Genomic DNA, 24499 nt, shown 5'->3' on the forward strand with positions numbered 1-24499 from the left:
TCGTCAGCCGTCGGCGATCGGTCCTCGCCCTTTCATTCCTCCAGGGAAACCGTGACGCTCGCGCGATGAAACGCGCTCGCGATTGACTCCCCACTCCTCCCCGGATTCGGCGCGGACGCGCCGAATCACGCTTCCTGACCGCTCCGTAACCGTCCGGCCGGGAGCGAGTAGCCGAGCGAAAGTGAGGCTCTCGCGACCAGGTCAAGGGCAGGGCTGCGGTGCCGTGCCTGGTGGACTGAAAGGGCGAGGCGGACTCCGGGAACCCCGGACCCGCAAGCACCCACGGCGCGCAGCGGGTCCGCGGGACCGGAGTGCGCCGAGGGCTTTCTGGTTGTTGTTGTCGCTGTTCGTTTCACCAACTCGACCGAGAGTTATCCATTCAACTCTCACACCCAATGATTCGAGCGGAACCCGTCCCCATAGCTTCACTTCCGCCACGCTACGCGAACCCTTAAACTGAGAGAGGGCGAACGACCGACCGGATGGCCCAGTCCGACGCCGAGTACGAGGGCGAGTACGTCGAGCACCCGCGCATCACGCCGGAGATGCTCGAGAAGCGCCGCTACCAGACCGAACTGGCCGAGGCGGCGCTGCGCGACCACACCCTCGTCTGTCTCCCGACCGGACTGGGCAAGACGACCGTGAGCCTGCGGGTGACCGCGGAGCGACTCGAAGACGCCGCCTGGAAGTCGCTCCTGCTCGCCCCGACCAAGCCGCTCGTCCAGCAACACGCCGAGTTCTACCGCGAGGCGCTGACGATTCCCGACGACGAAATCGTCGTCTTCACCGGCGACGTCCGGCCGGACTCGCGGGCCGACCTCTGGGAGGACGCCCGCGTCGTCATCGCGACGCCGCAGGTCGTCGAGAACGACCTGGTTGGGAACCGCATCTCCCTGGAAAACGTCGTCCACTGCACCTTCGACGAGTGCCACCGGGCCTCGGGAGACTACGCCTACAACTACATCGCCGAGCGCTACCACGCCGACGCCGACGACCCGCTCGTCACCGGGATGTCCGCCTCGCCCGGCGGCGACGAGGAGGAGATCCTGGAGGTCTGTGAGAACCTCGGGCTGAACGAGGTGACGGTGATGACCGAGGCCGACGCCGACGTCGACGAGTTCACTCACGACACCGACGTCCAGTGGGAGCGGGTCCAGCTCCCCGACGAGGTCATCGAGATCCGCGACGCGATCAACGAGGTCGTCAGGGACCGCCTGACCAAGCTGAAGGAACTGGGCGTCGCCTCCTCGACCTCGCCGGACGTCTCCGAGCGCGACATCCAGGGGATGCAGGCGGAGCTCCGGAAGTTGATGGACAACGACCAGTCCGAGGGGTACAGCGGGATGAGCCTGCTGGCCGAGATCCGCAAACTCCGGACCGCGGTCACCTACGTCGAGACCCAGAGCGTCGAGGCGCTGAACCGCTACTTCGACCGCCAGCGCGAGGCCGCCCGCTCGTCCGGTGCGTCGAAGGCCGACCAGCGACTCGTCAGCGAGCCGAAGGTCAAGGAGGCGATGCGGAAGGCCGACTCCTACGACGACCTGCACCCGAAGTTCCGCCAGACGCGCATGCTGCTGGCCCAGACGCTGGGCATCGAGAACGGCGAGCGCGTCATCGTCTTCACCGAGTCCCGCGACACCGCCGAGACGCTCGTCGAGTTCCTCTCGAACCACTTCGCGGTCCAGAAGTTCGTCGGCCAGAGCGACACCGACGGCAGCGAGGGGATGACCCAGACCGAGCAACAGGAGACCCTCGACCGGTTCCGCGCCGGCGAGTTCGAGGTCCTGGTGTCGACCTCCGTCGCCGAAGAGGGTCTGGACGTCCCCGAAGTCGACCTCGTCCTGTTCTACGAACCCGTCCCGACCGCCATCCGCTCCATCCAGCGCAAGGGGCGGACCGGGCGCCAGACGTCGGGCAAGGTCCACGTCCTGCTGGCCGAGGACACCCGCGACGAGGCGTACTTCTGGAAGTCCCGACAGGACGAGAAACGGATGGAACGCGAGCTCCGGGACCTGAAGTCCGCCGCCGACGAGATCAAGTCGGAACTCGTCGACGACCAGGCCGGGCTGGACGAATACGAATCCCAGAGCGATGGAGACGAGTCCGCGGCCGAAGGGAGCAGTGACGGGGCCGATGGCGGTAGTAAGGAGGGCCCTACTGACGACGAAAATGCCACCGTTTCAGGTGGAACCGATGATGCTCCAGAACGCCCTATCGACACCCATACAGGCCGGGACGCAGACGAAGGAAAGGGGATGGCGAACGGCGGCTCGAAGGAGGGCGACGGGCAGGCCGGCCTCGACGCGTTCGCCGGGACCGACCGGGCGGCGGAGTCGAACGCGCCGGACGTCGGTGGCGAGGCTGACGGTGCTGACGAGGCAGCGGCGGAAGGGACCTACCCCGAACCACACGCCGACGGCGAGGAGTCGGTCGAGATCGTCGCCGACCAGCGCGAACTCGACTCGACCATCGCGCGAGACCTCTCGACGCGGGACGGGATCGAGACCAGGCTCGAGACGCTGGCCGTCGGCGACTACATCCTCTCCGACAGGGTCTCGGTCGAACGGAAGACCGTCAGCGACTTCCTCGACACGCTCACGGGCGGGGACCGCTCGATGTTCGAGCAGGTCGGTGACGCCGCCCGCAACTACGCCCGGCCGGTCGTCGTCATCGAGGGCGGGGACCTCTACGGGGCGCGCAACGTCCATCACAAGGCCATCCAGGGGGCGCTGGCCTCGCTGGCCGTCGACTTCGGCGCGAGCATCCTCCGGACGACCGACGAGACGGAGACCGCGGACCTGCTGGAGACCATCGCCCGCCGCGAGCAGGAGACCGGTGACCGGGAGGTCGACGTCCACGGCGAGAAGCAGTCCCGGACGCTCCCCGAACAACAGGAGTACGTCGTCTCCTCCGTCGCGGAGGTCGGCCCGGTCACCGCCCGGACGCTGCTCGACCACTTCGGCAACGTCGAGGCGGTGATGACTGCCGGCGAGGACGACCTGATGGACGTCGACGGCGTCGGCGAGGTGACCGCCACGCGCATCCGCGAAGTCGTCGCTAGCGGCTACGAAAGGTAAATTAGGCTACTGTTGTGGCAAGTTTAATGGTCGTTCAGTATAGACAAATATCGGGGGTCAGGTGTGAGTACACCGACGTATCAAGTGGGGGAATCGTTCGAATTCGCACTGCCGGATACAGGTGCGGGTGGAGAAACGCGTACGGCGACGGAACTGGCGGGGAGTCACGACTACGTCGTCGCCGTACTGTTACGTGATCACTACTGTCCGCGGTCCCGCCAGCTCGTGCAGTCGCTGGCCGCTGCCTACGAGGAGCTCGCCGGCCGTTCGACGGCCGTCGTGCCCGTCCTGCCGGACTGCCCGGAACGGGCGTCTGTCTGGCAGCGGCGATACGACCTGCCGTTCGGCCTGCTCACCGATCCGAAATCGGTGGCAGACGACGGCAACGCGTTCGACGCGTTCGAGCCGTTCCAGCGGCTCCTCCCGGAGTGTCCCGGGTCGGTGCTGTTCGAGTCCGACGGCGACCAGCTCCGGTTCGCCCGGACGGTCCAGACCGACAGGGCGAGCGACGCGTCCGCGGTGGACGCCGTGCTCGCGGCCATCGACGACCACGCGACCGACAGCGTCGTCGACCCGGTCGGCACCGGTCCGGACGCGGAAGCGGCCGGCGACGGTTTCTGAAGCCGGTGACGACGCCGACCGACCGCGGTCCCGGACCGCCGTCGGTGCGTCGGCTCCCGTCGAATCGCTAGTACCCAGTCGCCTCGAGCGTCTCGGCCGCCTCGCGCGCGGTTTCGAGGTGCTCGCGGGTCTGGCGTGGCGTCTCCGCCGCCGCCGCGAGCCGCGCGTGGCGCTCGACGGTCTGGGCGAGGACGACCTGTGCCTGGCCGAGGTGCTGACCGACGGCGTCGCTCGACGGCGTCCCGGTCGGTTCGTCCACGCCGACGTCGACCGACTGCGACCCCGGCCTCGACGGCCCCTGGTCGGTGTTCGCTGACGCCGAAGGGGCGGCCGACGGGACCTGCTGGACGGTCTCGTCAGCGCCGCGGTCCTGACCGGGAGCCTCCTGCGGTTCGTCTGCAGACTGATCCGCGATGGCCTCGCGCGCCTGATCCGCGGCCGACCGGTCGGCTCCCGGTCGGTTCGATTCGGTCGCCTCGTCGCTCCCGAACTGGACGGTGGCGTCGTCGCTCGGACTGGTCACCTCGATGTTGTCGGGTCGGGCCTCGCCGTTCGCCGCGGGACGGTCGCCCGATTCGGCCGTCTCCGCAGCGCCCTCCTCGGCAGCCTCCTCGCCCGCGGACCCACCGCCGTCGCCGCGGTCGACCGGCTTCTGGCAGGTCGGACAGAACTCCTGGCCGTCGTAGCGGAAGATCGGGTCGCCGCAGTCCCCGCAGTGGGCGTTGGTCATCGTCGCGCCCTTCAGGAGGAGTTCGCTCATCTGTTCGGTCGTCTTCCGCCGCTCCTCGTCCTGCTCGTACTTCTCGCGTAACTTCTCGCGTTCGGCTTCCTTGTCGAAGTCGCTCATACGAAACGTGTGGCCGCGCGGGAGAAAAGGGTTTGCGGGAGAAGGTTCATCGGCCCGTCCGTCGTAGGACCGGCCATGTCACTCGTCGGCGCCGTCGTCGTCTTCCTCGTCGGCTACGTCTCCGGGCGGGTCACCCTGTGGCTCGCCGGCCTCGCTGCGGTCGTCGCGCTCGTCCTCGCGGTCCTCGGACTGGCCGCCCCGGCGGCCGTGACGAACGTCGTCGACGGCGTCCTCGCGGCCTACTACGTCGGGAACGAACTGCTCTTCCTCTCCGGGTTCCTGTTCGGCGTCGCCCACGACCAGTACGAAGGCGAAGAGTAGGCCAGCTGGTCGCGACCCACTCGCGGACGGAGCGAACCCCGCCAGCGGCCGTGCGAGGTGGTGACACTCCGACAGCCTTTTCGTCCGTCCGGGCGCCATGTGACACGTTATGACGAAGGTAACAGTCGTCGGCGCGGCGGGAACCGTCGGTGCCGCCGCGGGGTACAACATCGCCCTGCGCGACATCGCGGACGAGCTCGTCTACGTCGACATCCCGGACCAGGAGGACGTGACCGTCGGACAGGCCGCGGACGCCAACCACGGGGTCGCCTACGACTCCAACACGACGGTCAGGCAGGGCACCTACGAGGACACCGCCGGCTCCGACGTCGTGGTCATCACGGCTGGCATCCCGCGCCAGCCCGGCCAGACCCGCATCGACCTGGCGGGCGACAACGCCCCCATCATGGACGACATCGGTTCGTCCATCGCCGAGCACAACGACGGCGACTACGTCACCATCACCACGTCGAACCCCGTCGACCTGCTCAACCGCCACCTCTACGAGACGGGCGACCGCTCGCGCGAACAGGTCATCGGCTTCGGCGGCCGTCTGGACTCGGCCCGCTTCCGCTACGTCCTCTCCGAACGCTTCGACGTCCCCGTGCAGAACGTCGAGGCGACCATCCTCGGCGAGCACGGCGACGCCCAGGTCCCCGTCTTCTCGAAGGTCCGTATCGACGGCGCCGACCCCGAGTTCGACCAGGACGAGCGCGAGGAGATCCTCGAGGACCTCCAGGAGTCGGCGATGAACGTCATCGAGCGCAAGGGCGCCACCGAGTGGGGCCCCGCGACCGGCGTCGCGCACATGGTCGAGGCCGTCGTTCGCGACACGGGCGAGGTGCTCCCCGGCTCGGTCGTCCTCGACGGCGAGTACGGCCACGAGGACACCGCCTTCGGCGTCCCCGTCAAGCTCGGCTCGAACGGCGTCGAGGAAGTCGTCGACTGGGAACTCGACGACTACGAGGAGGAGCTGATGTCCGAGGCGGCCGACAAGCTCGCCGAACAGTACGAGAAGATCAGCTGAAGACGTTGCGAGGGCGTCGATCGGTCGTCGCACGAACGGCCGAGCCGTCGATTTTATCTGAACGACTGGACGTCATATCGTCGCGCGATCGCTTCGCCGGCGCGCCACAGCACACCGAGCGCCAGCGCACCGACTCCGAGAGCCAGTGACCCCATAGCACCGTAGTACGGAATTCGAGCGGAGTCCAGGCCCATCACCAGACTGACGACTGGAACGACGACGATCCCGAGCGTGCCGATCGTCGATGTGAGAAAGCAGTACCGCTGTCCCCGAGAGAACGCGATCCCCCACCGCTCACCGGCCGGAATACGCAAACCGATACCGGTGACGAGCAACCCGAGCCAGCCGACGAGGGCGGCGAGCGCGACTGCGAACCCGGCCGTGTGACTCTCCGGACCCGAATCGATCCCGACGAGCCAGAAGAGTCCGACGGCGACGACGAGCGCGACGGCCCCGAATCCGGCCACTGTAAGCTGGGCCCCGCTACTCGCCTCTCTCGCGTCCATAATTCGTGACTAACCGGCGATGTAACAATCCTTCCGGTGCGGAGGCAACGTTCGAAACCCGCCTAATCGGCGGCAATAGCCAACGCGAACCGGCAACCGAGCCTCCGGATCAGCCAGCGCCGTCGTCGGAGACCAGCCGGTCCGCGTCGTCGCGGTCCAGCAGGTCGTCGGCGAGGTCGTCACCGAGGAGCGCGGCCCACTCTTCGAGATGTCGTGGCTCTCGGTGCATGGTGGTTGTGTCGAACGAATGGATCGAATATAACGATTGTGCCCGCAGGGGTAGGGCCGGCGGGCGAGGTGACGACCCGTTATCGATCAGTAACTGTCGGATACGTTCCCGTTATAGCCCGGAGTACGTACTCGGCGACGCCGAGGGCAGTCATCACCCCGAGCGCGAACAACAGCGCGAAGAGATTTCGCACTTACGGGCTCCCGAGCGACGCCGACTGCGGTTGCACGATCTGGAAGGATAGGGCCGCGAGTACGACGATGGGCGTCACGAGCCGATACTCCGCCCACGCGTACCCGACGAGGCTCGCAATTTTGGTCAAGAGAACGATCGGGAAGAGATACACAATACTCGTCCCGACTGGCGATTCCGTGAACGTCGCAACCGGGTCCTGGATCGCCTGCGTCGTCAGCACGATGCCGCCGATTACCCCATAGAGTACACCGAAACGGAGCGCCGACCGCGTACTATCGGAGTCGATCCGTGAGAGGTGGAGGGCCACTACGGATTCCGTTTCGCAAGTGTCTCGAATAAAAATTGGCGTCGGCGGCGCACACGAAACGGGGGTGTCGAATCGTCAGTCCCGGAAGTTCTCGGGGACCTGAATCGAGTAGCGGCCGTCCTCCTGGAGCGCGACGATGTACTCCTCGCGGTCGTACAGCTCCATCAGGTTAAGCTCGTACTGGCCGGGGCTGAGCACCTTGATGCTCTCGAACTGGTCGTTCAGTTCGGCCCGTAGCTCTTCGAGGTCAGGCCTGTCGCGGGATTCTGTCGACTGGTCGTCGGCTGGTTCCTCGGCTGCCGACGGACTGGAAGCGGTGGCGGCCTGGCCGGCCTGGCCGGCGGGCACCGATGCCTCGGCCGCGGATTCGCGCTCGGTGGTCGTCGAGGCCGCAGCGCCATCGTCGGATTCGTCGTCGGTCCGGACGGGCTGGAACCGGTGTTCCGTGTCGCCGGTGGTCCCGGAGGGGAGTTCGTCGGGCGAGACGATGTCGCTCCGGGCGCTGGCCTGGGCGGTGTCCTCTTGCGTGGTCGGAACGCCGTCGTCCCCGCCGAGAGGGCCCGAGTCGGGCGCCCCCACCGACGGCTCCTCGTCGTCGGAACTGCCCATCAGGTCACGGACGGTGGCGGCGGTCTTGCCGACCGTGCGGGCCACGGACGACGAACCCGCCGGGTCCGGTGGATCCGCGGGCTCCGGTGGTTCAGCGGTCGTGTCGACGGACGCGTCCGAGCCCGCGGGTTTGAACTGGAACTTGTTGCCGCCGCAGTTCGGACAGCCCGAGAGCATCTCCTTGGACCCGTCGTCGAACACGCGCGAACAGTCCGTACACTGGTGTGGCATTATTTCCGGGAGACGAGCGCGCTGATGAGGGTTTCGTCCTTGTGCAACGTCTCGATCTGGTTGGCCGGGCCGATGACGGTCAGTTTCTTCGTCGACTCGTCCGATCCCATCAGCCGCTCGAAGATGCCGCTCTTCGAGGAGCTAGATTTGGGGTAGGTCTCGATCTCGATGCCGTTGAACTCGTCGGGGCTGATCTCCGTCATCGTGACCTCGATGAGCCGGGACTCCTCGTCGGGCGAGAGTCCCTCCTCGAGGACCACGATGTTGCCGTCGCGGACGCCGTCGAGGATCATCCGGATCTTCTCCATGGAGGTCAGTCCGTCCATGCGTTCGCCGCTGATGAGGTCGATCTGGACGCCCTCTTTTGATTTCATTTCTGCCATCTGCTATCCTCCGAAGTACTCCGCGATCTTGTCGTAGACCTCGTCCATGTTGTCGCCTTCCAGCGCCGAGAGCGGAATCGTCTCGTGCTGGGGGAACGCGTTCGAGATGCGCTGGACGCTCGAGTCGTCGAGGTCCGTCTTGTTCGCGAGAATCAGGACCGGGAGGTCCTGGCTCTCGATGATACCGATGAGCATCGTGTTGACCTGCGTGAAGGGATCCGTCGAGGAGTCGAGCACGTAGATGACGCCGTCGACGTCCTCGCGGAGCCAGTGCATCGCTTCGGCGACGCCTTCCGTGGCCTCGCGGGAGCGACGCACGGCGTCGTCTTTCTCCATATCGTGGTCGAGGAACTCCTCGTAGTCGACCTTCGTCGTCACGCCGGGCGTGTCGACGATGTCGATAGTGACGGTCTTGCCGTCCCGTTCGATCTCCACGTCCTCCTTCCGGCGGGCGCGCCGGGTCTCGTGGGGAACGTGGCTCTCCGGACCGACGGCGTCGCCGGTCCAGTCGCGAGCGATGCGATTGGCCAGGGTCGTTTTCCCAGCGTTCGGCGGGCCGTAGATGCCGATACGCTTGGGGTCCTCTTCCGAGAACAGGCTCGATGCAGCCCGTGATATACTGTCTCTGAGGTTTGTTAGCAGTCCCATCCTCTATCCTCCCGCCGAACGTGCGTATTCGGTGGTGTAAGCGTTGTACACAGTCGTACTCACTTAAGCCTACGTCAGACAACTGTAACAATTCTTATTCTATCGCCGATCGCGGACTGCTCTGATTCCCGCCCTACCGGCCGTTCTCGCGGGATAGGAGTATTTTCCTGTCAGGAACTCGTCCCAAGAAAGATGACGTCTGATCGCCATGGAGGCTGAACGACTCGTTAGTTTCCGTTCGTTTGCTTTCAGCTGGGGAACAGATACCACGAGCAGGAACGTGATGTGAGAGTGGACAGGGAAGAGCGCTGTTGAAACGGGGGATGCTGTGGAAACGGGGGGCGCTGTGGAAATGAGAGATGCAATGAAAATGGGAGGTGAGGGTGGTCCAGAAACGAGGGTGTGAGGAGTGTGGAAACGAGGGTGTGAGGAGTGTGGAAACGAGGGTGTGACGGAGCGAGCCGCGACGGGGAACGACTGACGCCTCTCCTCGGTATCGAAGCGAGATCTCGAGGAATCGTTCGTCCCGCATTCGGGACAGGAACGAGACAACGAGTGCCCCCCAACCCCTTCGTTTCGACTGGAGTGGAACAACCCCACGAATCCGTGAGGGACGGAATTCCCGGACAGAGAGCGGTAGAAACGGCAGTTTCGACGACAGAGCGGTCCAACACCGTCTGTTTCGACTCTAGCTAGTATCTAGGCACCGCCGCCTCCACCAATTATTCTTTTTTCTCTAGTACGGATTTGGTTTTTCACGGGTTATAATAAATCTTTCCTAGTTGTCGGCAGGATCTCTCTGAGGGTCGTCCCCGTCGATATCTCGTTCCAGTTGAAACGAAGGGGTTGGGGGGTCGGTTCAAGTGGAATCGACTGCCCATCCGTCTCCCCAGACGGAACTGTAGGACAGCCATCACCACTGGTTGGTCATCCCAGTCGAAATAGGCGCTGTAGAAAGCCGATATCGAACTCCGGCTGTCCATCGGTGGACTCACTCACGACGAGACGGGGGGAAGCGTCCGGACCGAAAACGGCTCGGACCGAAATATTTAATATTCCTTCACCCACCGTTTCTGCTGGTTCAACTGGACGGGCCTCGCACGTCGAAATCCGGCAGAGCCGGTCAATCACGGCCTCTCTGGCCCGTCCTGGTATTGCGCACGAGGATTTCCACTTGAAACGAAGGGGTTTGCGTTCCACACCATGACAGATACGGGCGACCAATCGGATCCGGACGATGGCGGTAGCGACGGTCCATCGAACGGTCCGGACGGAACCGGAGTCGACGACGCGGACAGCGTCAGTGAAGACGAGCTGACCGAGGCGTCCGTCGGGACCGACCTCGACGACGTCGTCCTGGACGAACTCGACGCCGACGGTGACGGCGAGTCGGGTGAGGCCTCCCGGGGTCTGTTCGACGACCTCCTCTCGGGGGAACCGATCTTCGAGAACAAGGAAGTGCTGCGGCCCTCCTACACGCCGCACAAGCTCCCCCATCGCGAGGAACAGATCAACAAGATGGCGACGATCCTCGTCACCGCCCTCCGAGGGGACTCGCCGTCGAACATCCTGATCTACGGAAAGACCGGCACCGGCAAGACCGCGAGTGCCAAGTTCGTCAGCGAGGAACTCGAGACGACCTCCCAGAAGTACGAGGTCCCCTGCGAGGTCGAGTACATCAACTGCGAGGTGACCGACACCCAGTACCGCGTCCTCGCACAGCTCGCGAACAAGTTCATCGAGAAGAACGGGGCGGTCATCGACGACCGCGTCGACGAACTCGAAGACCTGCGCGAGCGCGCACGCGAAGACGAATCGGTACTGGCCGACTCGGCGTTCGACGACGTCGAGGCCGTGACCGAGGAGATCGACGACCTCGAGTCCGACAGGGAGGGATTCGAGGAGGTACCGATGACCGGGTGGCCCACCGACCGGGTGTACAGTTCGTTCTTCGACGCCGTCGACTACCACGAACGCGTCGTCGTCATCATGCTCGACGAGATCGACAAGCTCGTCGAGAAGTCGGGCGACGACACGCTGTACAACCTCTCGCGGATGAACTCTCAGCTGGAGAACTCCCGGGTCTCGATAATGGGCATCTCGAACGACCTCAAGTTCACCGACTTCCTGGACCCCCGCGTCAAGTCCAGCCTCGGCGAGGAGGAGATCGTCTTCCCGCCCTACGACGCCAACCAGCTCCGGGACATCCTCGACCACCGTTCTGACGTCTCGTTCAAGGACGACGCGCTGTCGGACGACGTCATCCCGCTGTGTGCCGCCTTCGCCGCTCAGGAACACGGTGACGCCCGCCGTGCCCTCGACCTGCTCCGGACTGCCGGCGAACTCGCCGAGCGCGACCAGACGGACCTCGTCCAGGAGGCCCACGTCCGCAAGGCCCAGGAGAAGATCGAACTCGACCGGGTCGTCGAGGTCGTCCGCACGCTCCCGACGCAGTCGAAGATCGTCCTCTTCGCGATCATGCTGCTCGAGAAGAACGGCGTCCGCAACATCAACACCGGCGAGGTGTACAACATCTACAAGCGCCTCTGCGAGGAGATCGACGCCGACATCCTCACACAGCGCCGAGTCACCGACCTCATCTCCGAACTCGACATGCTCGGCATCGTCAACGCCGTCGTCGTCTCGAAGGGCCGGTACGGCCGGACCAAGGAGATCAGCCTCTCGGTTCCACTCGAAGAGACGGAGGCCGTGTTGCTCTCTGACTCCAGGCTCGGTGACATCGACGACGCCGAACCGTTCGTCCAGGCCCGCTTCGACAACTGATGCTGTCGGTCGTAAGCCCGTACCGGGGTCCGGCCGAACTGCGTGAGGTCGGGCTCGATAGACGAACGGAGTGAGTCTATCGGCGTCCTGTCGAGCGTAGCGAGACAGGGCTCGACGGACGAGCAGCGCGAATCCGATGGCGTCCCGACGAGCATGGCGAGTCTCCCGGCGTCGACGCAAACGGAGCCGTCGAACCCCGGAAAACAGTTACGACCGACACTACGAACCCCTTCGTTTCACGTCGAGATATTCGACCGGTAGCGACGTCGAACCCCCCGCAAAATCCTATAGCAGTTCGCACGCGCCGGGCCGGGTGGCGGCGCCCGTCGCGCTCAGCCTGATACAGCCGAGCCACGGGACTCTGACCTCTGCTGTTCCGATGACCCAGCTCGCCTTGACCGGTCCGGAGAGGTTCGTCACCTGGTCGTACTGGCCGTTGTAGTCGCCCTTGGTGATGAAACCAGATTCGTTCGCCGGGCAGTTGTTGAGTTCCTCGCAACTGTCGGCCGCGCCGACGTACTCGGGATTTGCCTCGTCGTACCAGTTCTCGCCGTCCTCTACCCAGAACATCGCCCGGTGGATTATCGGCGTGGTCTGGTTGTTCCCGTCCGGCGCGTAGACGATGACGTCACCCGGCTTCTGGAACTTCGAGTAGCCCGCCGACTGCGCGGCGTGGGCCGTGACGACGCCCGTCTCGCCCTGCTGGACCTCGCCGGCGAACCGCTCTTCCTCCATCACGAAGACGAGATCGCCAACGTGGATGTTGGGGCTCATGCTCTTGGACTCGATGGCGACCAGCGGCGGCCAGACGCCGCTGACGGCGAAGAGCAACAGCCCCACGAGGACGACGGCGGAGATACTGCTCAGGAGGTCGGTCACGTAGGCTTTCCAGGACGGATCGTCGGGCTGGTCCGGCGGGTTCGGACCGCGCGCCTCGCTCATCGTCGAAAGGTGGGTCGGAAGTCCGTATCAACCTTCTGTCTCGTCGTGGATGGGTCCGCGATGGATCCGCGATGCTCGACCCGATTTCCAGTGGAACCAGTCCCTCGGTAGTTCAGACGACGGGCAGCTCGCAGGCATCGGGTCGCCTCTCCGGCCCGCTCGCGCGCAACCGGAGACACCCGAGCCACGGCAGACGGGCCTCTGCGGTCCCGACGATCCACTCGGGTCTGACTGGTTCGAACATTCCCTGGGCCTGGTCGTAGCCGGGGTTCGTCCGGGCGTTGTCGCCCTTGGTGACGAAGCCGGCGTGGGGCGCTGGACAGTTACGGAGTTCCGCACAGCTCTGGGCGTCACCCACGAATTCGGGGTTCGCCTCGTCGTACCAGTTCTCGTCGTCCTCCACCCAGAACATCGCCCGGTGGATCACCGGCGTCGCGTCGTCGTTCCCGTCCGGCGCGAAGACGACGACGTCGCCTGGACCGTCGAACGTCGCGTACCCGTTGTCGGCGGCCGTCCTCGCGGTGACGACGCCCGTCTCGCCGTGGGCGCCGTCTCCGGGGAACCTCGCCTCGTCCATCACGAAGACGAGGTCACCGACGGCCATGTTCGGTTCCATGCTCTCGCTCTCGACGGCGACCATCGGCGGCCAGACGCCGCTAATCGCGAACAGGAACAGGACGACTAGCCCGACGGACAGCACGCTGCTCGCCAGGTCCGCCAGGTACACCTGCCAGGATGGCTTCGAAGACCCGGCAGACGCCCCCGTCCCGTCGGACTCGCTCACGGTCGAAACCATCGACGGACTGACTGTTCAATCTTCTGTCTCCTGGTTCGTCGGTCCGCTACGTTTTTTGGGCCGTCCCGCGGACCAGTAGCTGTGCCTCTGGAGACGCCGGCGCGGATCGTGAAGCAACTCGCCCGCCGGGGCTACAACGCCGAGCGGGAAGCGGTGACGTTGCTGGCGGACGAGCCGGACTCCGACGCCGCGCTGGAACGCGCACTGGAAACGCTGCCCGACGACGCGCTGAAGCTCACGACGGATCACGTCCGGGAGTCGATCGAGACCGAGGGACGTGACGGGGATGGGTCGGAAATCCCCGATGGAGACCGATCGACCCGGGACGGTGACCGCCCCGTCGGCGAAAACCCCCCTACTTCGACTGGAGACGACGACGGATCGTCGGGAGACGGCGGTGGCGGTTCTCCACCTGAAACGAAGGGGTCTGGCGGGGAAGTTGCGGCTGCGGCTACGACCCCGACTGCGGCCGCGGACGGGGCGGCCGAGCCGATCAGTCGGAACACCGACCCGTCGAAGCGGTCGATCACCGTCGAGAACGACATGACCGGTCAGTCGACCGGGACCGGCGAGTACGGCGACTTCGTGAAGGTGTTCCGGGACCGTTACGAGAAGCTCTCGAAGCAGTTGCGCGGCCGCGTCAACCACCGGCCGACGGACGCCCTGGAGTCGATGGGCGGCGGGAGCGACGCCGCCATCGTCGGGATGGTCTCCGACGTCCGCTCGACGGCGAGCGGCCACTGGCTGGTGGAACTCGAAGACACGAACGGCACCTTCCCGTGCCTGATCATGAAAGACCGGAAGTGGGCCGACCAGGTCCAGGAGTTGCTGTTCGACGAGGTCATCGCGGTGGAGGGGACGCTGGCCGACGACGCGGGCATCCTCTTCGTCGACTCGATGCACTTCCCCGACGTCCCACGGACGTTCAAACCCTCGACGGCGGACCGACACGTGCAGGCGGCGCTCATCTCCGACGTCCACGTCGGCAGCCAGGAGTTCATGGAGGACGCCTGGCACCGCTTCGCCGACTGGCTCCACACCGAGGAGGCCGCCCGAATCGAGTACCTCCTCATCGCCGGCGACATGGTCGAGGGCGTCGGCGTCTACCCCGACCAGGACGAGGAACTCGACGTCGTCGACATCTTCGACCAGTACCGCGCGTTCAGCGAGTATCTGAAGGAGGTCCCCGGCGACATCGAGATCCGGATGATCCCCGGCAACCACGACGCCGTCCGCCTCGCGGAACCACAGCCGGCCTTCGACGAGGAGCTCCGGGACATCATGACGGCCCACGACGCGCAGGTCCACTCGAACCCCGCGATGGTCACCGTCGAGGGCGTCACAATCCTGATGTACCACGGCGTCTCGCTGGACGAGGTCATCGCCGAACTCCCCGACGACAAGGCCAGCTACGACGAGCCCCACAAGGCGATGTACCAGCTCCTGAAGAAGCGCCACGTCGCGCCCCAGTACGGCGGCCACACCAGGCTGGCGCCGGAGGACCGGGACTACCTCGTGATGGAGGACGTCCCCGACGTGTTCCACACCGGCCACGTCCACAAGCTGGGCTGGGGGAAGTACCACAACGTCCTCGCGCTCAACTCGGGGTGCTGGCAGTCCCAGACCGACTTCCAGAAGTCCGTCAACATCGACCCCGACTCGGGCTACGCGCCCATCCTTGACCTGGACACGCTGGACATGACGGTCCGGAAGTTCAGTTGACGGGTGCGTTGCTCTCGCAGGGATCGTCGTCACAGCTACAGTAGAAAGGCAGATTTAGGACCCGAGGGTCGTACGGTTCACACAGTCGTCATGTTCGGGCCGACCGCGCCGACTCATCCGATTCTGCACGCGATCGGTCTGGTCGTCCTCGGAGTGCTTGCCTCCATGCTCCTGCTGTACGTAACGCCCCTGGTGGCGATATTTCTCCTGCATCGCGGCTGGTCCTGGTATCTCTCACTCGAATCGCGACGGGAGAAAGCGGGTCTCGTGCTCCTGGCGGGTGGAATCGCGTTGCTATACCTCTCCTATGTCGTGTATGCGGGCCTCCTCCGGATGCCCGAGTTCACCGACGGACTGGCCCGCGGGATGGCTTGATAGTGGTGGTTGTAACTTTTTACCGGCGTTCGCCGGTACCGGCCACGACGAACGCCGGTAAGTGCTTACAACCACCACTATGAGTTCGTCTCCTCACCTCGAACCCCACCTCTTCAACTCGAACCCGTTCGCAACTCCCCCGAATACTGGCCGGTATCGGCGACACGTGGCACGGTCGGCCGGCGTCGCGGGTAGTTAAGGGAACTGCGCCCATGTACTGGCCTGTACAATGAGCGACCCAGAGCGCGGATTCGAGACGAACGCCTTGCACGTCGGACAGGAGACGCCGGAGTCCCACGCGAATGCTCGCGCCCCACCCATCTATCAGACTACGTCGTACGTCTTCGAGGACGCCGAGGACGCCGCCTCGCAGTTCGCCCTGGAGAAGCCGGGGCACATCTACTCGCGGCTGATGAACCCGACGAACAACGTCCTCCAGGAGCGCATCGCCGCGCTCGAAGGGGGCGTCGGCGCCGTCGCGACGTCCTCGGGGATGGCCGCGCTCAACCTCGCGACGTTCTTGCTGGCCGACGCTGGCGACAACATCGTCACCGCGTCGTCGCTGTACGGCGGGACCTACACCTACTTCACCCACACCGCACCGCGGAACGGCGTCGAGGCGCGCTTCGTCGACACGCTCGACTACGAGGCCTACGAGGAGGCCATCGACGACGACACCGCGTACGTCCACTTCGAGACCATCGGCAACCCGTCGCTGGTGACCCCCGACATCGAGCGCCTGGCCGACATCGCCCACGACCACGGCGTCCCGCTGTTCGTCGACAACACGTTCGCGACGCCGTACCTGTGCAACCCGCTCGAACACGGCGCCGACGTCGTCTGGAACTCGACGACGAAGTGGATCCACGGCCACGGGACGACGGTGGGCGGCGTCCTCGTCGACGGCGGGAGCTTCCCCTGGGGCGACCACGCCGAGAAATTCCCCGAGATCGCCCAGGAGAACCCCGCCTACCACGGCGTCAACTTCCACGAGACGTTCGGTCCGGCGGGGCTCACCTACGCCGCCATCGCCCGCGGGCTGCGCGACATGGGGAACCAGCAGGCGCCCTTCGACGCCTGGCAGACCATCCAGGGCCTGGAGACGCTCCCGGTTCGGATGGAACGCCACAGCGAGAACGCGATGGCCGTCGCGGAGTTCCTGGAGGACCACGACGACGTCTCCTGGGTCACCTATCCCGGCCTGGAGTCCCACGAGACCCACGACACCGCCAGCGAGTACCTCGACGGGGGGTACGGTGGCATGATCACCTTCGGCCTCGAAGAAGGCTACGACGCCGCCCGGTCGACCGTCGAGTCCACCGAGGTCGCCTCGCTGCTGGCCAACGTCGGCGACGCGAAGACGCTCATCATCCACCCGGCCTCCACCACCCACCAGCAGCTCACCGACGAGGAGAAGCAGGCCGCCGGCGTCACCGACGACCTGGTGCGCCTCTCCGTCGGCCTGGAATCGGCCGACGACATCGTTTCGGACCTCGACCAGGCCATCGAACAGGCGACGAGCTAGACGCCACGATTCAGTCCGTTGCCACCAGTTTCCCACGCGGTTTTATTTCCAGTGTCGTGAGCCAGTTTTAATACCAGTTACTGCAGAGTTACGTGTGAAATGGCCCCCGCGACGTACTCCTCCAGCCAGCCCTCCCCGCCGCTCGGCATCAAGATAATCTGCGTTCTCGGTGCGCTCGGCGGTATCTTCGGGCTACTCGGATCGCTCGTCATGCTCGGCGCGTCGCCGCTACTGGGCCTGTTCGCCCTCGTCATTTCGGCCGCCCAGTTGGTCGTCGTCTTCGGCCTCTGGAACCTCCGGTCCTGGGCCTGGACGGTGGCGATGGTCGTCTACGGGCTGGGCGCACTGGGGGACATTCTCGGTGGAAACGTCGTCGGGCTGTTGATCAGCCTGATCGTCATCGTCTACTTGCTCTCGAAGAGCCACCTGTTCCGGTAGGTCTCAGTGCATGGCCTCCGACACCCGATCATCTGGCCACTCCGCCCTGCCGCCCGGTATGAAAGTCGTCTGCGCGTTCGGCGCTCTCGGCGGCATCGTGGGCGTGTACGACGCGATCGCCTCGTTTCGATTCGGGTCGGATCCGGTCGTCACGCTCGTACTCGCTCTCGTCCAGCTAGCGGTCGTCGTCGGTCTCTGGGAGGGAGAGTCGTGGGGGTGGATTCTCGGTATGGCGCTTTACGGAGCGAGCGTTCCGCTCGGGTTCGTCGACCTCTGGCACGTGGAGCTGTGGGCCTGGATCCTGGGGATCGCGTTCTACGGACTGCAAAATCCGCTCGCGATCGAACAGCTCGGCTGGATAGAAGTGGTCGTCAGCCTCGCCATCGTGGGCTACCTCGCGTCGAAGTATCGACTGTATCGTTCGCAGATACTGGGATGATCCGGATCCGTGGATTCCCCGATCGGACGCCGCTACAGAATGCCTTCCGCTTCCAGCAGGTCCCCCAGTTCTTCCATCGTCTCGACGGTCTCGTGGCAGGCCGGTTCGACGGCCGGTTTCGGGTCGAAGCCGATGGCCAGACTCGCCACCTGGAGCATCGGGAGGTCGTTGGCGCCGTCGCCGACGGCGACCGTCTCGGTCGGGTCCGCGTCGACGACGCTGGTGACGACTTCCAGCGAGTTGTCCTTCGTCCCCGTGATGTGGGGGCCGCGGACGTCGCCGGTCAACTGGTCGTCCTCGACGAGCAGTCGATTGGCGACGATGGAGTCGACGGTGACGCCCTCGTGTTCCAGTGCGGCCGCGACGCCGCGCTCGAACCCGCCGGTGAGGATGGTGACGTAGTGGCCGGCGTCGCGGAGCGCTGCGATGACGTCGGCGGCCCCGGGTCGCAGGCGGACCTCGTCGAAGGCCCCCTGGGCCAGGTCGTCGTCCAGGTCGGCCAGCAGCTCACAGCGCTGGCGGAGGCTCTCGGCGTACTCGAGCTCGTCGTTCATCGCCCGCTCGGTGATGTCTGCCATGTCGTCGGCCGTGCCGTTCTGGCTCCCCAGCAGGACCGTCATCTCGGAGTCCGAGAGCGTCCCGTCGAAGTCGAACGCGATTAGCATTGACGCGGAGTTGCCCCTCGGGGGTCACAAAGCCCCCGGTTTCGGGTGGAGCGACGCGACCCGGGCGCTCGGTAGTCGTCGGACTCCGCGGTCTCGTCGTCGACGGGGACGTAGCACCCGTGTCCTTCGGTCCGGCCGGTGGGTTGGTAGCCGGCTTCGTCGTGTTCGAACATCAGGCCGTCGCCGGGCGGCCCTCGGTGGGCGCGACCGGCGATCACGAATTCGTCGAGGGATACGACCGCTGATTCCTTGAGTTCGACCACCGTGGCTCGTATCGGCGGTGAGCGCGGGCCGTCTGCTCACCCGGTGTAGGGGAACGACGCCGCGGAGACGTCGCGAACGAAGACGAGCCCGTCGAGCACTTCGCCGGGCGGCTCCGGCAGTGGTCGGGCGCCGTTCTCCGGAGCGCTGGGTGTCGTGACCTGTATCGTCGAGGCTCCTGCTATCCACTCGTCGAGTACGGACCGCTCGCGCGCCGCCTCGAAGTCGAGAAACAGCGGCGACGAGGTGGCGTCAGCGAGCGTCGATTCGAGCGTCCCGTCCAGGAGACCGCCGGTCTCGAACGTCTCGAACTCGGTTCCCTCGTGGTTGGCCGGCACCGCGAACGACCCCGACCCGAACAGCAGTCCCAGCGAGTAGTAGTCCGAACCGAACTCGTCGGCCAGGTGCTGGCCCATCCGCGTTCCCGGCTTACTCGCCGGCGCGGCGTTCCCCATCGTGTGGTTCGCGCTCCCCATCACGACGGCCCGGTCCGCGCCCGTCCACTCCCGGAGCCACGCCACGTTGTCGGCCATCGCCCTGTCGCGTATCTCTTTGCCAGCCGGAAACTCCTCGGCGGCGAACTTCTCCATGAACCGGAGCCCCTGCTCCAGCGTCCAGACGTGTCGCTGTGCGAGTTCCAACGCGGACTCGGAGCCCTGTTCGACGTACTCGCTCTCTTTCGTCTCCAGTCGGGTCCGGAGGTCCTCGATCAGGGCGACCTGCGAGTCGGTCATGTACGCAGACGCCGACCCGTGGGACCGCGTGGTGAGCGGCTCCAGCGAGTCGGCTATCTCGGTCAGGTGGTCCGGGTCGACGCGCTCGAGGTAGGTGCGGAGCGCCCTCGCGTTCACGTCGTAGAACTGGGCGTCGTACCCTCGCACGGCGACGCGGTCGTCCCGCGGTCGGCCCTCGTTGAACGCACGGAGCCACGCCAGCATCTCCCGGACCTGGTCCGACCCCCAGAAGTGGAACTCGAGGGCGGACAGCGCCGATTCGAGATCGCCCTCGCCCTCGGTGACGTACGCGTTCACGGGCGCGAACTCGCCGAGGGTCCCCTCCATCGCGATCAGGCGATAGCCGTGGTCGCTCACGAGTCTTCGGACGAGCAGGCGGGGAATCGACTTGAACTCGCTGACGCCGTGGGAGGCCTCACCGATGCCCACGATGGCAGATTCCGCGAGCCGATTTGCGACGGCGTCGAGGTTCTCGGCCGAGGCGGTCAGTTCGAACGGGACCGCCTCCCGCTCGATGGCGTCGAGGAGTTCGCTCGACGCCGCCGTTTCGGTCGTCGGTGCGTCCGACGTGGTCGCGTCAGTGCTGGTGGTGGACGTCGAGTTCGGTGCCGTTTCTCCCGCACCGTCGTCACCGCCGATGCATCCCGAGAGCGCACTGGCTCCGAGTGCCCCGGCCAGCGCCGCGAACTCGCGCCGCGAAACGTCGCTTTCCCGTCTCATGAGTGATCGCCTCACGCTTCGGCGAGCGAGCGAAAGAAGCCCTTCACAGGTTTCCACGCCGTGGAAACGATGGCACAGATCACCGCGTTTATCCGCCCACTGTCCGAAGCCAGGCGTCGAACCGTCCTGGAGTTGCGCGCCACTCCCATCGGTTTTCGTGGTGGGCCGTCCGGCGGTGGACCGTCCGGAATCCTACGGCGTCGGCGGGTCGCCGTCGTAGCCGTCGATGTCGCTGTAGAAGTTCAGCATCGCGAACTTCAGCTTGTCCGGGTCGATGTCGATCATCTCCCGGCGTTCCTCCGGCGGGAAGGTGCCACGGACGGCGTAGTCGCGCATCTCCATCTCCGCCTCTTGCGTGTAACGTTTGTCGAGCAGGATGCGGGCGCCGAAGTCCTCCGGCGAGCGCACCACCCGTCCCAGGGCCTGCCGGGTCTTGCGGACCGTCGGGATCTCGACCGCGTATCGCCAGCCGGCCTCCTCGTCGTTCTCCGTATCGAACGCCGTCTCGTAGGCCTCCTGGACGGCGTCCATCCGGTCGTCCAGGTGGGGGTAGGGGACGCCGACGACGACGACGGTGCGGGCGTCGTCGCCGTCGTAGCTCACGCCCTCGCCCAGGGTGCCCCACAGCGAGGTGAACAGCACCGCGTCGTCGTCGTCGACGAACGACTCTCGCATGTCGTGGGCCGATTCGCCCGGCCGGTCCAGGTAGGTCGTCCCGTCGACGTCGACGCGCTCGTGGTAGCGCTCGGCCTCGGCGTAGCTCGGGAAGAACGCCAGGGTGTTGCCGGGCGTCATCCGGGCGGCGTCTTCCAGCACGCCGCCGATGGTGTCCTGGGTCGCCGGGTCGTCGCGCTCGCTGGCGAACAGTGCCGGGCCGGAGACGGCGTAGGTGCGCCGGCGTTCTTCGGGGAACTGCGCGCCGTAGGCCATCGTCTCCACCTCGTCGAGCCCGAGGACGTCTGCGGTCACGTCGAAGGGGCGCAACGTCGCGCTCATCAGGACGGCGGCGTGCAGCTCCTCGAACAGGTCCGTCGTCACGTTCGAGGGGATGCAGGTGTACAGCTCCGCGCGGCCGTACACCTCGCCAGTGCCCTCGTCACGGCGGACCGAGACTACCGGATACTGGCCGAGGTCGTCGCTCTCGGCGAGCCAGTCCGATAGAAACTGGGCGGCCTGGAGCGTCTGGCACTCCTCACGCGTGCTCGTCTCGCCGTTCTTGAACGCTTCCTCGTACTCCTCGTCCAGGTCGCGACCCAGTTCGACGGCCTGGTCGAGTTCCTCGTGGAACCCCGGGCCGGAGTACGCCTGGAGGAACGCCAGCGTCAGGTCGTCGCGGCGGTCCTCGTTCGCGATGGGAAGGTCCTCCCAGTGTTCGTCGACGGCCTCCCGCTGGCCGAACCCGAAGGCGTCGTCGTAGGCCTGGCGAAGCGCCCGGAGAAAGGTCGCGATCACGTTGTGAGCGGCCTCCGAGCGGGCGTCGTCCGTGTCGGCGAGTTCGTCGACGGCGCTCTCCAGCGTCGTCTCTGTGAGCGTCCGCCGGGCGTGGTCCCGGGCCGCGTCTTCGACGTTGTGGGCCTCGTCGAAGACGGCGATGACGTCCTCCGGGTCCCGGCCGAGCCAGCGGAAGAACTGCTCGCGGATGCCCGGGTTCAGGAGGTGATGGTAGTTGCAGACGACGAGGTCCACGCCCTCCATGCCCTCCTTGAGCAGTTCGTAGCCACAGAGTCCGCGCTCGTGGGCGTACTCGTAGACGTCGTCGGGCGTCCGGACGTCGTCGTTGAGCCAGGCGTAGAAGTCCGTCGTGTCGGTCGTGAGGTTGCGGTAGTAGTGGTCGCAGGTCGAGCGCTCGGTCTCCAGTTCCTCTATCTCCTCCTGGAGGTGCTGGAGTTCGTCGACGACGGAACTGCGGGCCTCGGCCGCCTCGTCGCTGCCCTCCTGCATCTCCTCGAGGAGGTCCGCCTGGCGCTGTTCGAGTTCGGCGGCGTCCTGTTCGGCCTCGGCCAGGTCGCGGGTCGTGTCACGCAGCGCCTGGCACTCCTCGTAGTCGACGTCGATGTGGCACATCGACCCCTTGCCGCGGAAGACGACGGCGCGCAGGCGCTCTCTCTCGGTGATGGCGCGGGCGTCCTCGACGAACTGGCGCATCTGCTGGTGGACGTTGGTCGTGATGACGACGGTCTTGTTGGCGTGTCTGGCGTACTCCAGGGCCGGGACGAGCGACGCCAGCGTCTTCCCGGTGCCACAGGCGCCCTCGAAGAGCACGTCGCGACCGTCGGTCAGCGCCTCGTGGATGGTGGCCATCGCCTCGCGCTGGTGGTCGTACGGCTCCTCGTAGGGGAAAAACCGCAGGTAGTCGTCGTCGGTCGTCGCCACGGGGATAGGTTTGACCGCTATCGGTCAAAAGGGTTCGGCACGGGGCGGAGGTGATACCACCCCAGCGGGGGCTGCTACAGCGTCTCCGTCTCGAGGTAGACCCGGTCGATCCCCTCCTGTACCCCCCGGAGGGCCTCCTGGATGTCCGTGATCCGGGCGTCGATGTCCTCGGCATCGAGATCGGGCTCGAAGGCGACGTCGCCGGTGACGAGGATCTGGCCGGGCCCGAAGTAGACCGTGCGGAAGTCGAGGACCTCGGCCACGCCGGGGTGGTCCGCGATGATCGCTCGTAGCTCGTCCTCCTCGTCCTTCGGGAGGCTCTCGCCCAGCAGGAGCCGCTTGTTCTCCCAGGCGAGCGCGACGGCGAAGCTCATCAGCATGATACCGATCAGCAGCGCCGAGACCCGGTCGAAGAAGGGGTTCCCGGTCTGCTGTTCGAGGAAGAGGCCGACCAGCGCGATGACGATGCCGAGCAGGGCGATGGTGTCCTCGGTCAGCGCGGTCAGCGTGGTCGTGTCGCTCGTCTTGCGGAACGCCTCGCGGTAGCCGCTCCAGTCGTTGGCGTTCATCTGGCGCTGCATCTCCGCGCGAGCCTTGTACAGCGCCCACGTCTCGAAGACGAACGCGCCGAGGAGGACGGTGTAGTTCACCCAGAGCGGGTCGAGCCACGCGGGCGGCGTGAAGCTGATCCAGAGGAATTCGACGGCCTCTCCCGGGTGGGGGCCACCGCCGTGACCGCCGCCCGTGAGCTGGCTGTAACCGTGCTTGAGACTCTCCCAGCCGGCGATACCGAACAGGAACACGGACACGAGGAAGCTATAGAAGAACTGCGACTTCCCGTACCCGAAGGGGTGCTGGCGGTCGCGCGCCCGGTCGCTGTATCGGATCCCTATCAGCAGGAACACCTGGTTGCCCGTGTCGGAGAGGCTGTGGTACGTCTCCGACAGCATCGCGGCGCTGCCGGTGAGGAGGAATCCGAAGAACTTGAGGACGGCGATGGCCCCGTTGGCCACGAGTGCCGCCAGGACGACCGATTTACTTCCTGCCATCGACGGGACGACTCGCGGCCGGACCAAAGGGGTTCGGGATTTAACGCCGGAGCGACAAGCCCGAGTATGCTCGCTATCGTCTCCGACACCCACGGCACCGACGGCCATCGACTCGAGGGTCGCACCCTCGACGCCGTTCGCGAGGCCGACACCGTCGTCCACGCCGGCGACTTCACCACCGAGGCCGTCTACGACGCGTTCGCGGCCGAGTCGAACGACCTGGTGGCAGTCCACGGGAACAACGACGACCCGTCGCTGGTCGAGCGACTGCCGTCAGTCGAGACGCTAGAGTGGCAGGGCTGGCGGTTCGTGGTCGTCCACGGCCACGAACACTCGGAGACGTCACTGTCGATGCTCGCGCGACAAGAGAACGCCGACGTCGTCGTGGTCGGTCACTCGCATCGGCCGGAACTGGGGGAACTGGCCGGTCGAGTGCTGGTCAATCCGGGGAGTCACGCCGACCCGCGTCAGTTTCGGCCGGGACACGTCGAGGCCACTGCCACTGCCGAGAGACTGATGGTTCGGTCGCATCGACCGGGTGAGGGGGTCGTTGGGGAGGTGAGCCGTCCGTCGTGAGCGCGACAGCACAGGCGTGTACTGTCAGTCCCGGAGCGCGGTCCAACGCCCGGGACGGCGGTCGGTCGTGTCCGGTCGGGTGTGTGTCCGGTCGGGGGT

Annotated in this window: 23 protein-coding genes; 11 read left to right on the forward strand and 12 right to left on the reverse strand. The window is 65.9% G+C overall.

All coding sequences use genetic code 11. The annotated features are described in order from the left end of the window. Positions 1-482: 482 nt before the first annotated feature. Together AC5FRV_RS14660 and AC5FRV_RS14665 are read left to right on the forward strand one after the other, a co-directional pair. A complete protein-coding gene (locus AC5FRV_RS14660; protein WP_493561827.1) occupies positions 483-3077 on the forward strand; it encodes a DEAD/DEAH box helicase in 2595 nt (864 codons plus the stop codon). Positions 3078-3140: 63 nt separating this feature from the next. Beyond that, positions 3141-3698: a peroxiredoxin family protein gene (locus tag AC5FRV_RS14665; protein WP_493561828.1), complete on the forward strand. Its 558-nt coding sequence runs from the start codon at positions 3141-3143 to the stop codon at positions 3696-3698. Positions 3699-3765: 67 nt separating this feature from the next. Here AC5FRV_RS14665 and AC5FRV_RS14670 read toward each other — a convergent pair whose 3' ends face one another. Then, positions 3766-4545 carry an Sjogren's syndrome/scleroderma autoantigen 1 family protein gene (locus AC5FRV_RS14670; RefSeq protein WP_493561829.1) on the reverse strand — a complete coding sequence of 260 codons (780 nt, stop codon included), beginning with the start codon at positions 4543-4545 and terminating at the stop codon, positions 3766-3768. Between the two features lie 75 nt (positions 4546-4620). Between AC5FRV_RS14670 and AC5FRV_RS14675 the strand changes: the two genes are divergently transcribed. Both AC5FRV_RS14675 and mdh read left to right on the forward strand, forming a co-directional pair. Beyond that, entirely contained in the window at positions 4621-4866 is a 246-nt protein-coding gene (locus AC5FRV_RS14675; protein ID WP_493561830.1) for a hypothetical protein, read from the forward strand. Between the two features lie 109 nt (positions 4867-4975). Continuing rightward, positions 4976-5893 (forward strand): malate dehydrogenase, encoded by a 918-nt coding sequence (mdh, locus tag AC5FRV_RS14680; RefSeq protein ID WP_493561831.1) that lies wholly within the window; start codon positions 4976-4978, stop codon positions 5891-5893. A 53-nt stretch (positions 5894-5946) separates the two neighbouring features. Here the strand turns inward: mdh and AC5FRV_RS14685 are convergent, their stop codons facing one another. From AC5FRV_RS14685 to AC5FRV_RS14705, 5 genes are all read right to left on the reverse strand, one after another. Next, positions 5947-6399, reverse strand: coding sequence for a hypothetical protein (locus AC5FRV_RS14685; protein WP_493561832.1), 453 nt, complete (start codon positions 6397-6399; stop codon positions 5947-5949). A gap of 422 nt (positions 6400-6821) precedes the next feature. Further along, entirely contained in the window at positions 6822-7130 is a 309-nt protein-coding gene (locus AC5FRV_RS14690) for a hypothetical protein (protein WP_493561833.1), read from the reverse strand. 75 nt (positions 7131-7205) lie between these two features. Beyond that, positions 7206-7970, reverse strand: a complete 765-nt coding sequence (locus tag AC5FRV_RS14695; protein WP_493561834.1) for an OapC/ArvC family zinc-ribbon domain-containing protein — start codon at positions 7968-7970, stop codon at positions 7206-7208. Continuing rightward, positions 7970-8353 (reverse strand): DUF2073 domain-containing protein, encoded by a 384-nt coding sequence (locus tag AC5FRV_RS14700; RefSeq protein ID WP_493561835.1) that lies wholly within the window; start codon positions 8351-8353, stop codon positions 7970-7972. The genes AC5FRV_RS14695 and AC5FRV_RS14700 overlap by 1 nt, the downstream gene beginning before the upstream one ends. A gap of 3 nt (positions 8354-8356) precedes the next feature. Continuing rightward, positions 8357-9001, reverse strand: coding sequence for an Era-like GTP-binding protein (locus AC5FRV_RS14705; protein WP_493561836.1), 645 nt, complete (start codon positions 8999-9001; stop codon positions 8357-8359). Positions 9002-10204: 1203 nt separating this feature from the next. Here AC5FRV_RS14705 and AC5FRV_RS14710 point away from each other — a divergent pair. Continuing rightward, positions 10205-11785, forward strand: coding sequence for a Cdc6/Cdc18 family protein (locus AC5FRV_RS14710; RefSeq protein WP_493561837.1), 1581 nt, complete (start codon positions 10205-10207; stop codon positions 11783-11785). 285 nt (positions 11786-12070) lie between these two features. Here the strand turns inward: AC5FRV_RS14710 and AC5FRV_RS14715 are convergent, their stop codons facing one another. Both AC5FRV_RS14715 and AC5FRV_RS14720 read right to left on the reverse strand, forming a co-directional pair. Next, positions 12071-12727 carry a S24/S26 family peptidase gene (locus AC5FRV_RS14715; RefSeq protein ID WP_493561838.1) on the reverse strand — a complete coding sequence of 219 codons (657 nt, stop codon included), beginning with the start codon at positions 12725-12727 and terminating at the stop codon, positions 12071-12073. Positions 12728-12839: 112 nt separating this feature from the next. Then, positions 12840-13511, reverse strand: coding sequence for a S26 family signal peptidase (locus AC5FRV_RS14720; RefSeq protein ID WP_493561839.1), 672 nt, complete (start codon positions 13509-13511; stop codon positions 12840-12842). A gap of 93 nt (positions 13512-13604) precedes the next feature. Here AC5FRV_RS14720 and AC5FRV_RS14725 point away from each other — a divergent pair, with 93 nt between their 5' ends. The 5 genes from AC5FRV_RS14725 to AC5FRV_RS14745 all read left to right on the forward strand — a co-directional run bounded on the left by AC5FRV_RS14725 (position 13605) and on the right by AC5FRV_RS14745 (position 18022). Then, positions 13605-15245 (forward strand): DNA-directed DNA polymerase II small subunit, encoded by a 1641-nt coding sequence (locus tag AC5FRV_RS14725; RefSeq protein WP_493561840.1) that lies wholly within the window; start codon positions 13605-13607, stop codon positions 15243-15245. 165 nt (positions 15246-15410) lie between these two features. Beyond that, positions 15411-15620, forward strand: coding sequence for a hypothetical protein (locus AC5FRV_RS14730; RefSeq protein WP_493561841.1), 210 nt, complete (start codon positions 15411-15413; stop codon positions 15618-15620). 229 nt (positions 15621-15849) lie between these two features. After that, entirely contained in the window at positions 15850-17145 is a 1296-nt protein-coding gene (locus AC5FRV_RS14735) for an O-acetylhomoserine aminocarboxypropyltransferase/cysteine synthase family protein (RefSeq protein ID WP_493561842.1), read from the forward strand. 99 nt (positions 17146-17244) lie between these two features. Continuing rightward, positions 17245-17583, forward strand: coding sequence for a hypothetical protein (locus AC5FRV_RS14740; protein WP_493561843.1), 339 nt, complete (start codon positions 17245-17247; stop codon positions 17581-17583). 58 nt (positions 17584-17641) lie between these two features. Then, entirely contained in the window at positions 17642-18022 is a 381-nt protein-coding gene (locus tag AC5FRV_RS14745) for a hypothetical protein (RefSeq protein WP_493561844.1), read from the forward strand. Between the two features lie 32 nt (positions 18023-18054). Here the strand turns inward: AC5FRV_RS14745 and serB are convergent, their stop codons facing one another. From serB to AC5FRV_RS14765, 4 genes are all read right to left on the reverse strand, one after another. Then, on the reverse strand, positions 18055-18687 hold the full coding sequence (gene serB / locus AC5FRV_RS14750; RefSeq protein ID WP_493561845.1) for a phosphoserine phosphatase SerB: 633 nt from the start codon (positions 18685-18687) through the stop codon (positions 18055-18057). A gap of 299 nt (positions 18688-18986) precedes the next feature. Beyond that, entirely contained in the window at positions 18987-20402 is a 1416-nt protein-coding gene (locus tag AC5FRV_RS14755; RefSeq protein ID WP_493561846.1) for an erythromycin esterase family protein, read from the reverse strand. A 192-nt stretch (positions 20403-20594) separates the two neighbouring features. Beyond that, entirely contained in the window at positions 20595-22775 is a 2181-nt protein-coding gene (locus AC5FRV_RS14760) for an ATP-dependent DNA helicase (RefSeq protein ID WP_493561847.1), read from the reverse strand. Positions 22776-22849: 74 nt separating this feature from the next. Next, positions 22850-23824, reverse strand: a complete 975-nt coding sequence (locus AC5FRV_RS14765) for a cation diffusion facilitator family transporter (RefSeq protein WP_493561848.1) — start codon at positions 23822-23824, stop codon at positions 22850-22852. Between the two features lie 66 nt (positions 23825-23890). Here AC5FRV_RS14765 and AC5FRV_RS14770 point away from each other — a divergent pair, with 66 nt between their 5' ends. Further along, a complete protein-coding gene (locus tag AC5FRV_RS14770; RefSeq protein ID WP_493561849.1) occupies positions 23891-24400 on the forward strand; it encodes a metallophosphoesterase in 510 nt (169 codons plus the stop codon). The last annotated feature ends 99 nt before the right edge of the window (positions 24401-24499 follow it).

Source organism: Halomicrobium sp. HArcel3 (genome assembly GCF_058933135.1).

Excerpts from the sequence above, each read along its gene's own strand:
- AC5FRV_RS14685 (WP_493561832.1), bottom strand. The coding sequence starts at position 6,399 with ATGGACGCGAGAGAGGCGAGTAGCGGGGCCCAGCTTACAGTGGCCGGA.
- AC5FRV_RS14730 (WP_493561841.1), top strand. The coding sequence starts at position 15,411 with ATGCTCCTGCTGTACGTAACGCCCCTGGTGGCGATATTTCTCCTGCAT.
- AC5FRV_RS14745 (WP_493561844.1), top strand. The coding sequence starts at position 17,642 with ATGAAAGTCGTCTGCGCGTTCGGCGCTCTCGGCGGCATCGTGGGCGTG.
- AC5FRV_RS14710 (WP_493561837.1), top strand. The coding sequence starts at position 10,205 with ATGACAGATACGGGCGACCAATCGGATCCGGACGATGGCGGTAGCGAC.
- AC5FRV_RS14675 (WP_493561830.1), top strand. The coding sequence starts at position 4,621 with ATGTCACTCGTCGGCGCCGTCGTCGTCTTCCTCGTCGGCTACGTCTCC.
- AC5FRV_RS14705 (WP_493561836.1), bottom strand. The coding sequence starts at position 9,001 with ATGGGACTGCTAACAAACCTCAGAGACAGTATATCACGGGCTGCATCG.
- AC5FRV_RS14715 (WP_493561838.1), bottom strand. The coding sequence starts at position 12,727 with ATGAGCGAGGCGCGCGGTCCGAACCCGCCGGACCAGCCCGACGATCCG.
- serB (WP_493561845.1), bottom strand. The coding sequence starts at position 18,687 with ATGCTAATCGCGTTCGACTTCGACGGGACGCTCTCGGACTCCGAGATG.
- AC5FRV_RS14770 (WP_493561849.1), top strand. The coding sequence starts at position 23,891 with ATGCTCGCTATCGTCTCCGACACCCACGGCACCGACGGCCATCGACTC.
- AC5FRV_RS14735 (WP_493561842.1), top strand. The coding sequence starts at position 15,850 with ATGAGCGACCCAGAGCGCGGATTCGAGACGAACGCCTTGCACGTCGGA.
- mdh (WP_493561831.1), top strand. The coding sequence starts at position 4,976 with ATGACGAAGGTAACAGTCGTCGGCGCGGCGGGAACCGTCGGTGCCGCC.
- AC5FRV_RS14740 (WP_493561843.1), top strand. The coding sequence starts at position 17,245 with ATGGCCCCCGCGACGTACTCCTCCAGCCAGCCCTCCCCGCCGCTCGGC.
- AC5FRV_RS14755 (WP_493561846.1), bottom strand. The coding sequence starts at position 20,402 with ATGAGACGGGAAAGCGACGTTTCGCGGCGCGAGTTCGCGGCGCTGGCC.
- AC5FRV_RS14700 (WP_493561835.1), bottom strand. The coding sequence starts at position 8,353 with ATGGCAGAAATGAAATCAAAAGAGGGCGTCCAGATCGACCTCATCAGC.
- AC5FRV_RS14765 (WP_493561848.1), bottom strand. The coding sequence starts at position 23,824 with ATGGCAGGAAGTAAATCGGTCGTCCTGGCGGCACTCGTGGCCAACGGG.
- AC5FRV_RS14695 (WP_493561834.1), bottom strand. The coding sequence starts at position 7,970 with ATGCCACACCAGTGTACGGACTGTTCGCGCGTGTTCGACGACGGGTCC.
- AC5FRV_RS14670 (WP_493561829.1), bottom strand. The coding sequence starts at position 4,545 with ATGAGCGACTTCGACAAGGAAGCCGAACGCGAGAAGTTACGCGAGAAG.
- AC5FRV_RS14660 (WP_493561827.1), top strand. The coding sequence starts at position 483 with ATGGCCCAGTCCGACGCCGAGTACGAGGGCGAGTACGTCGAGCACCCG.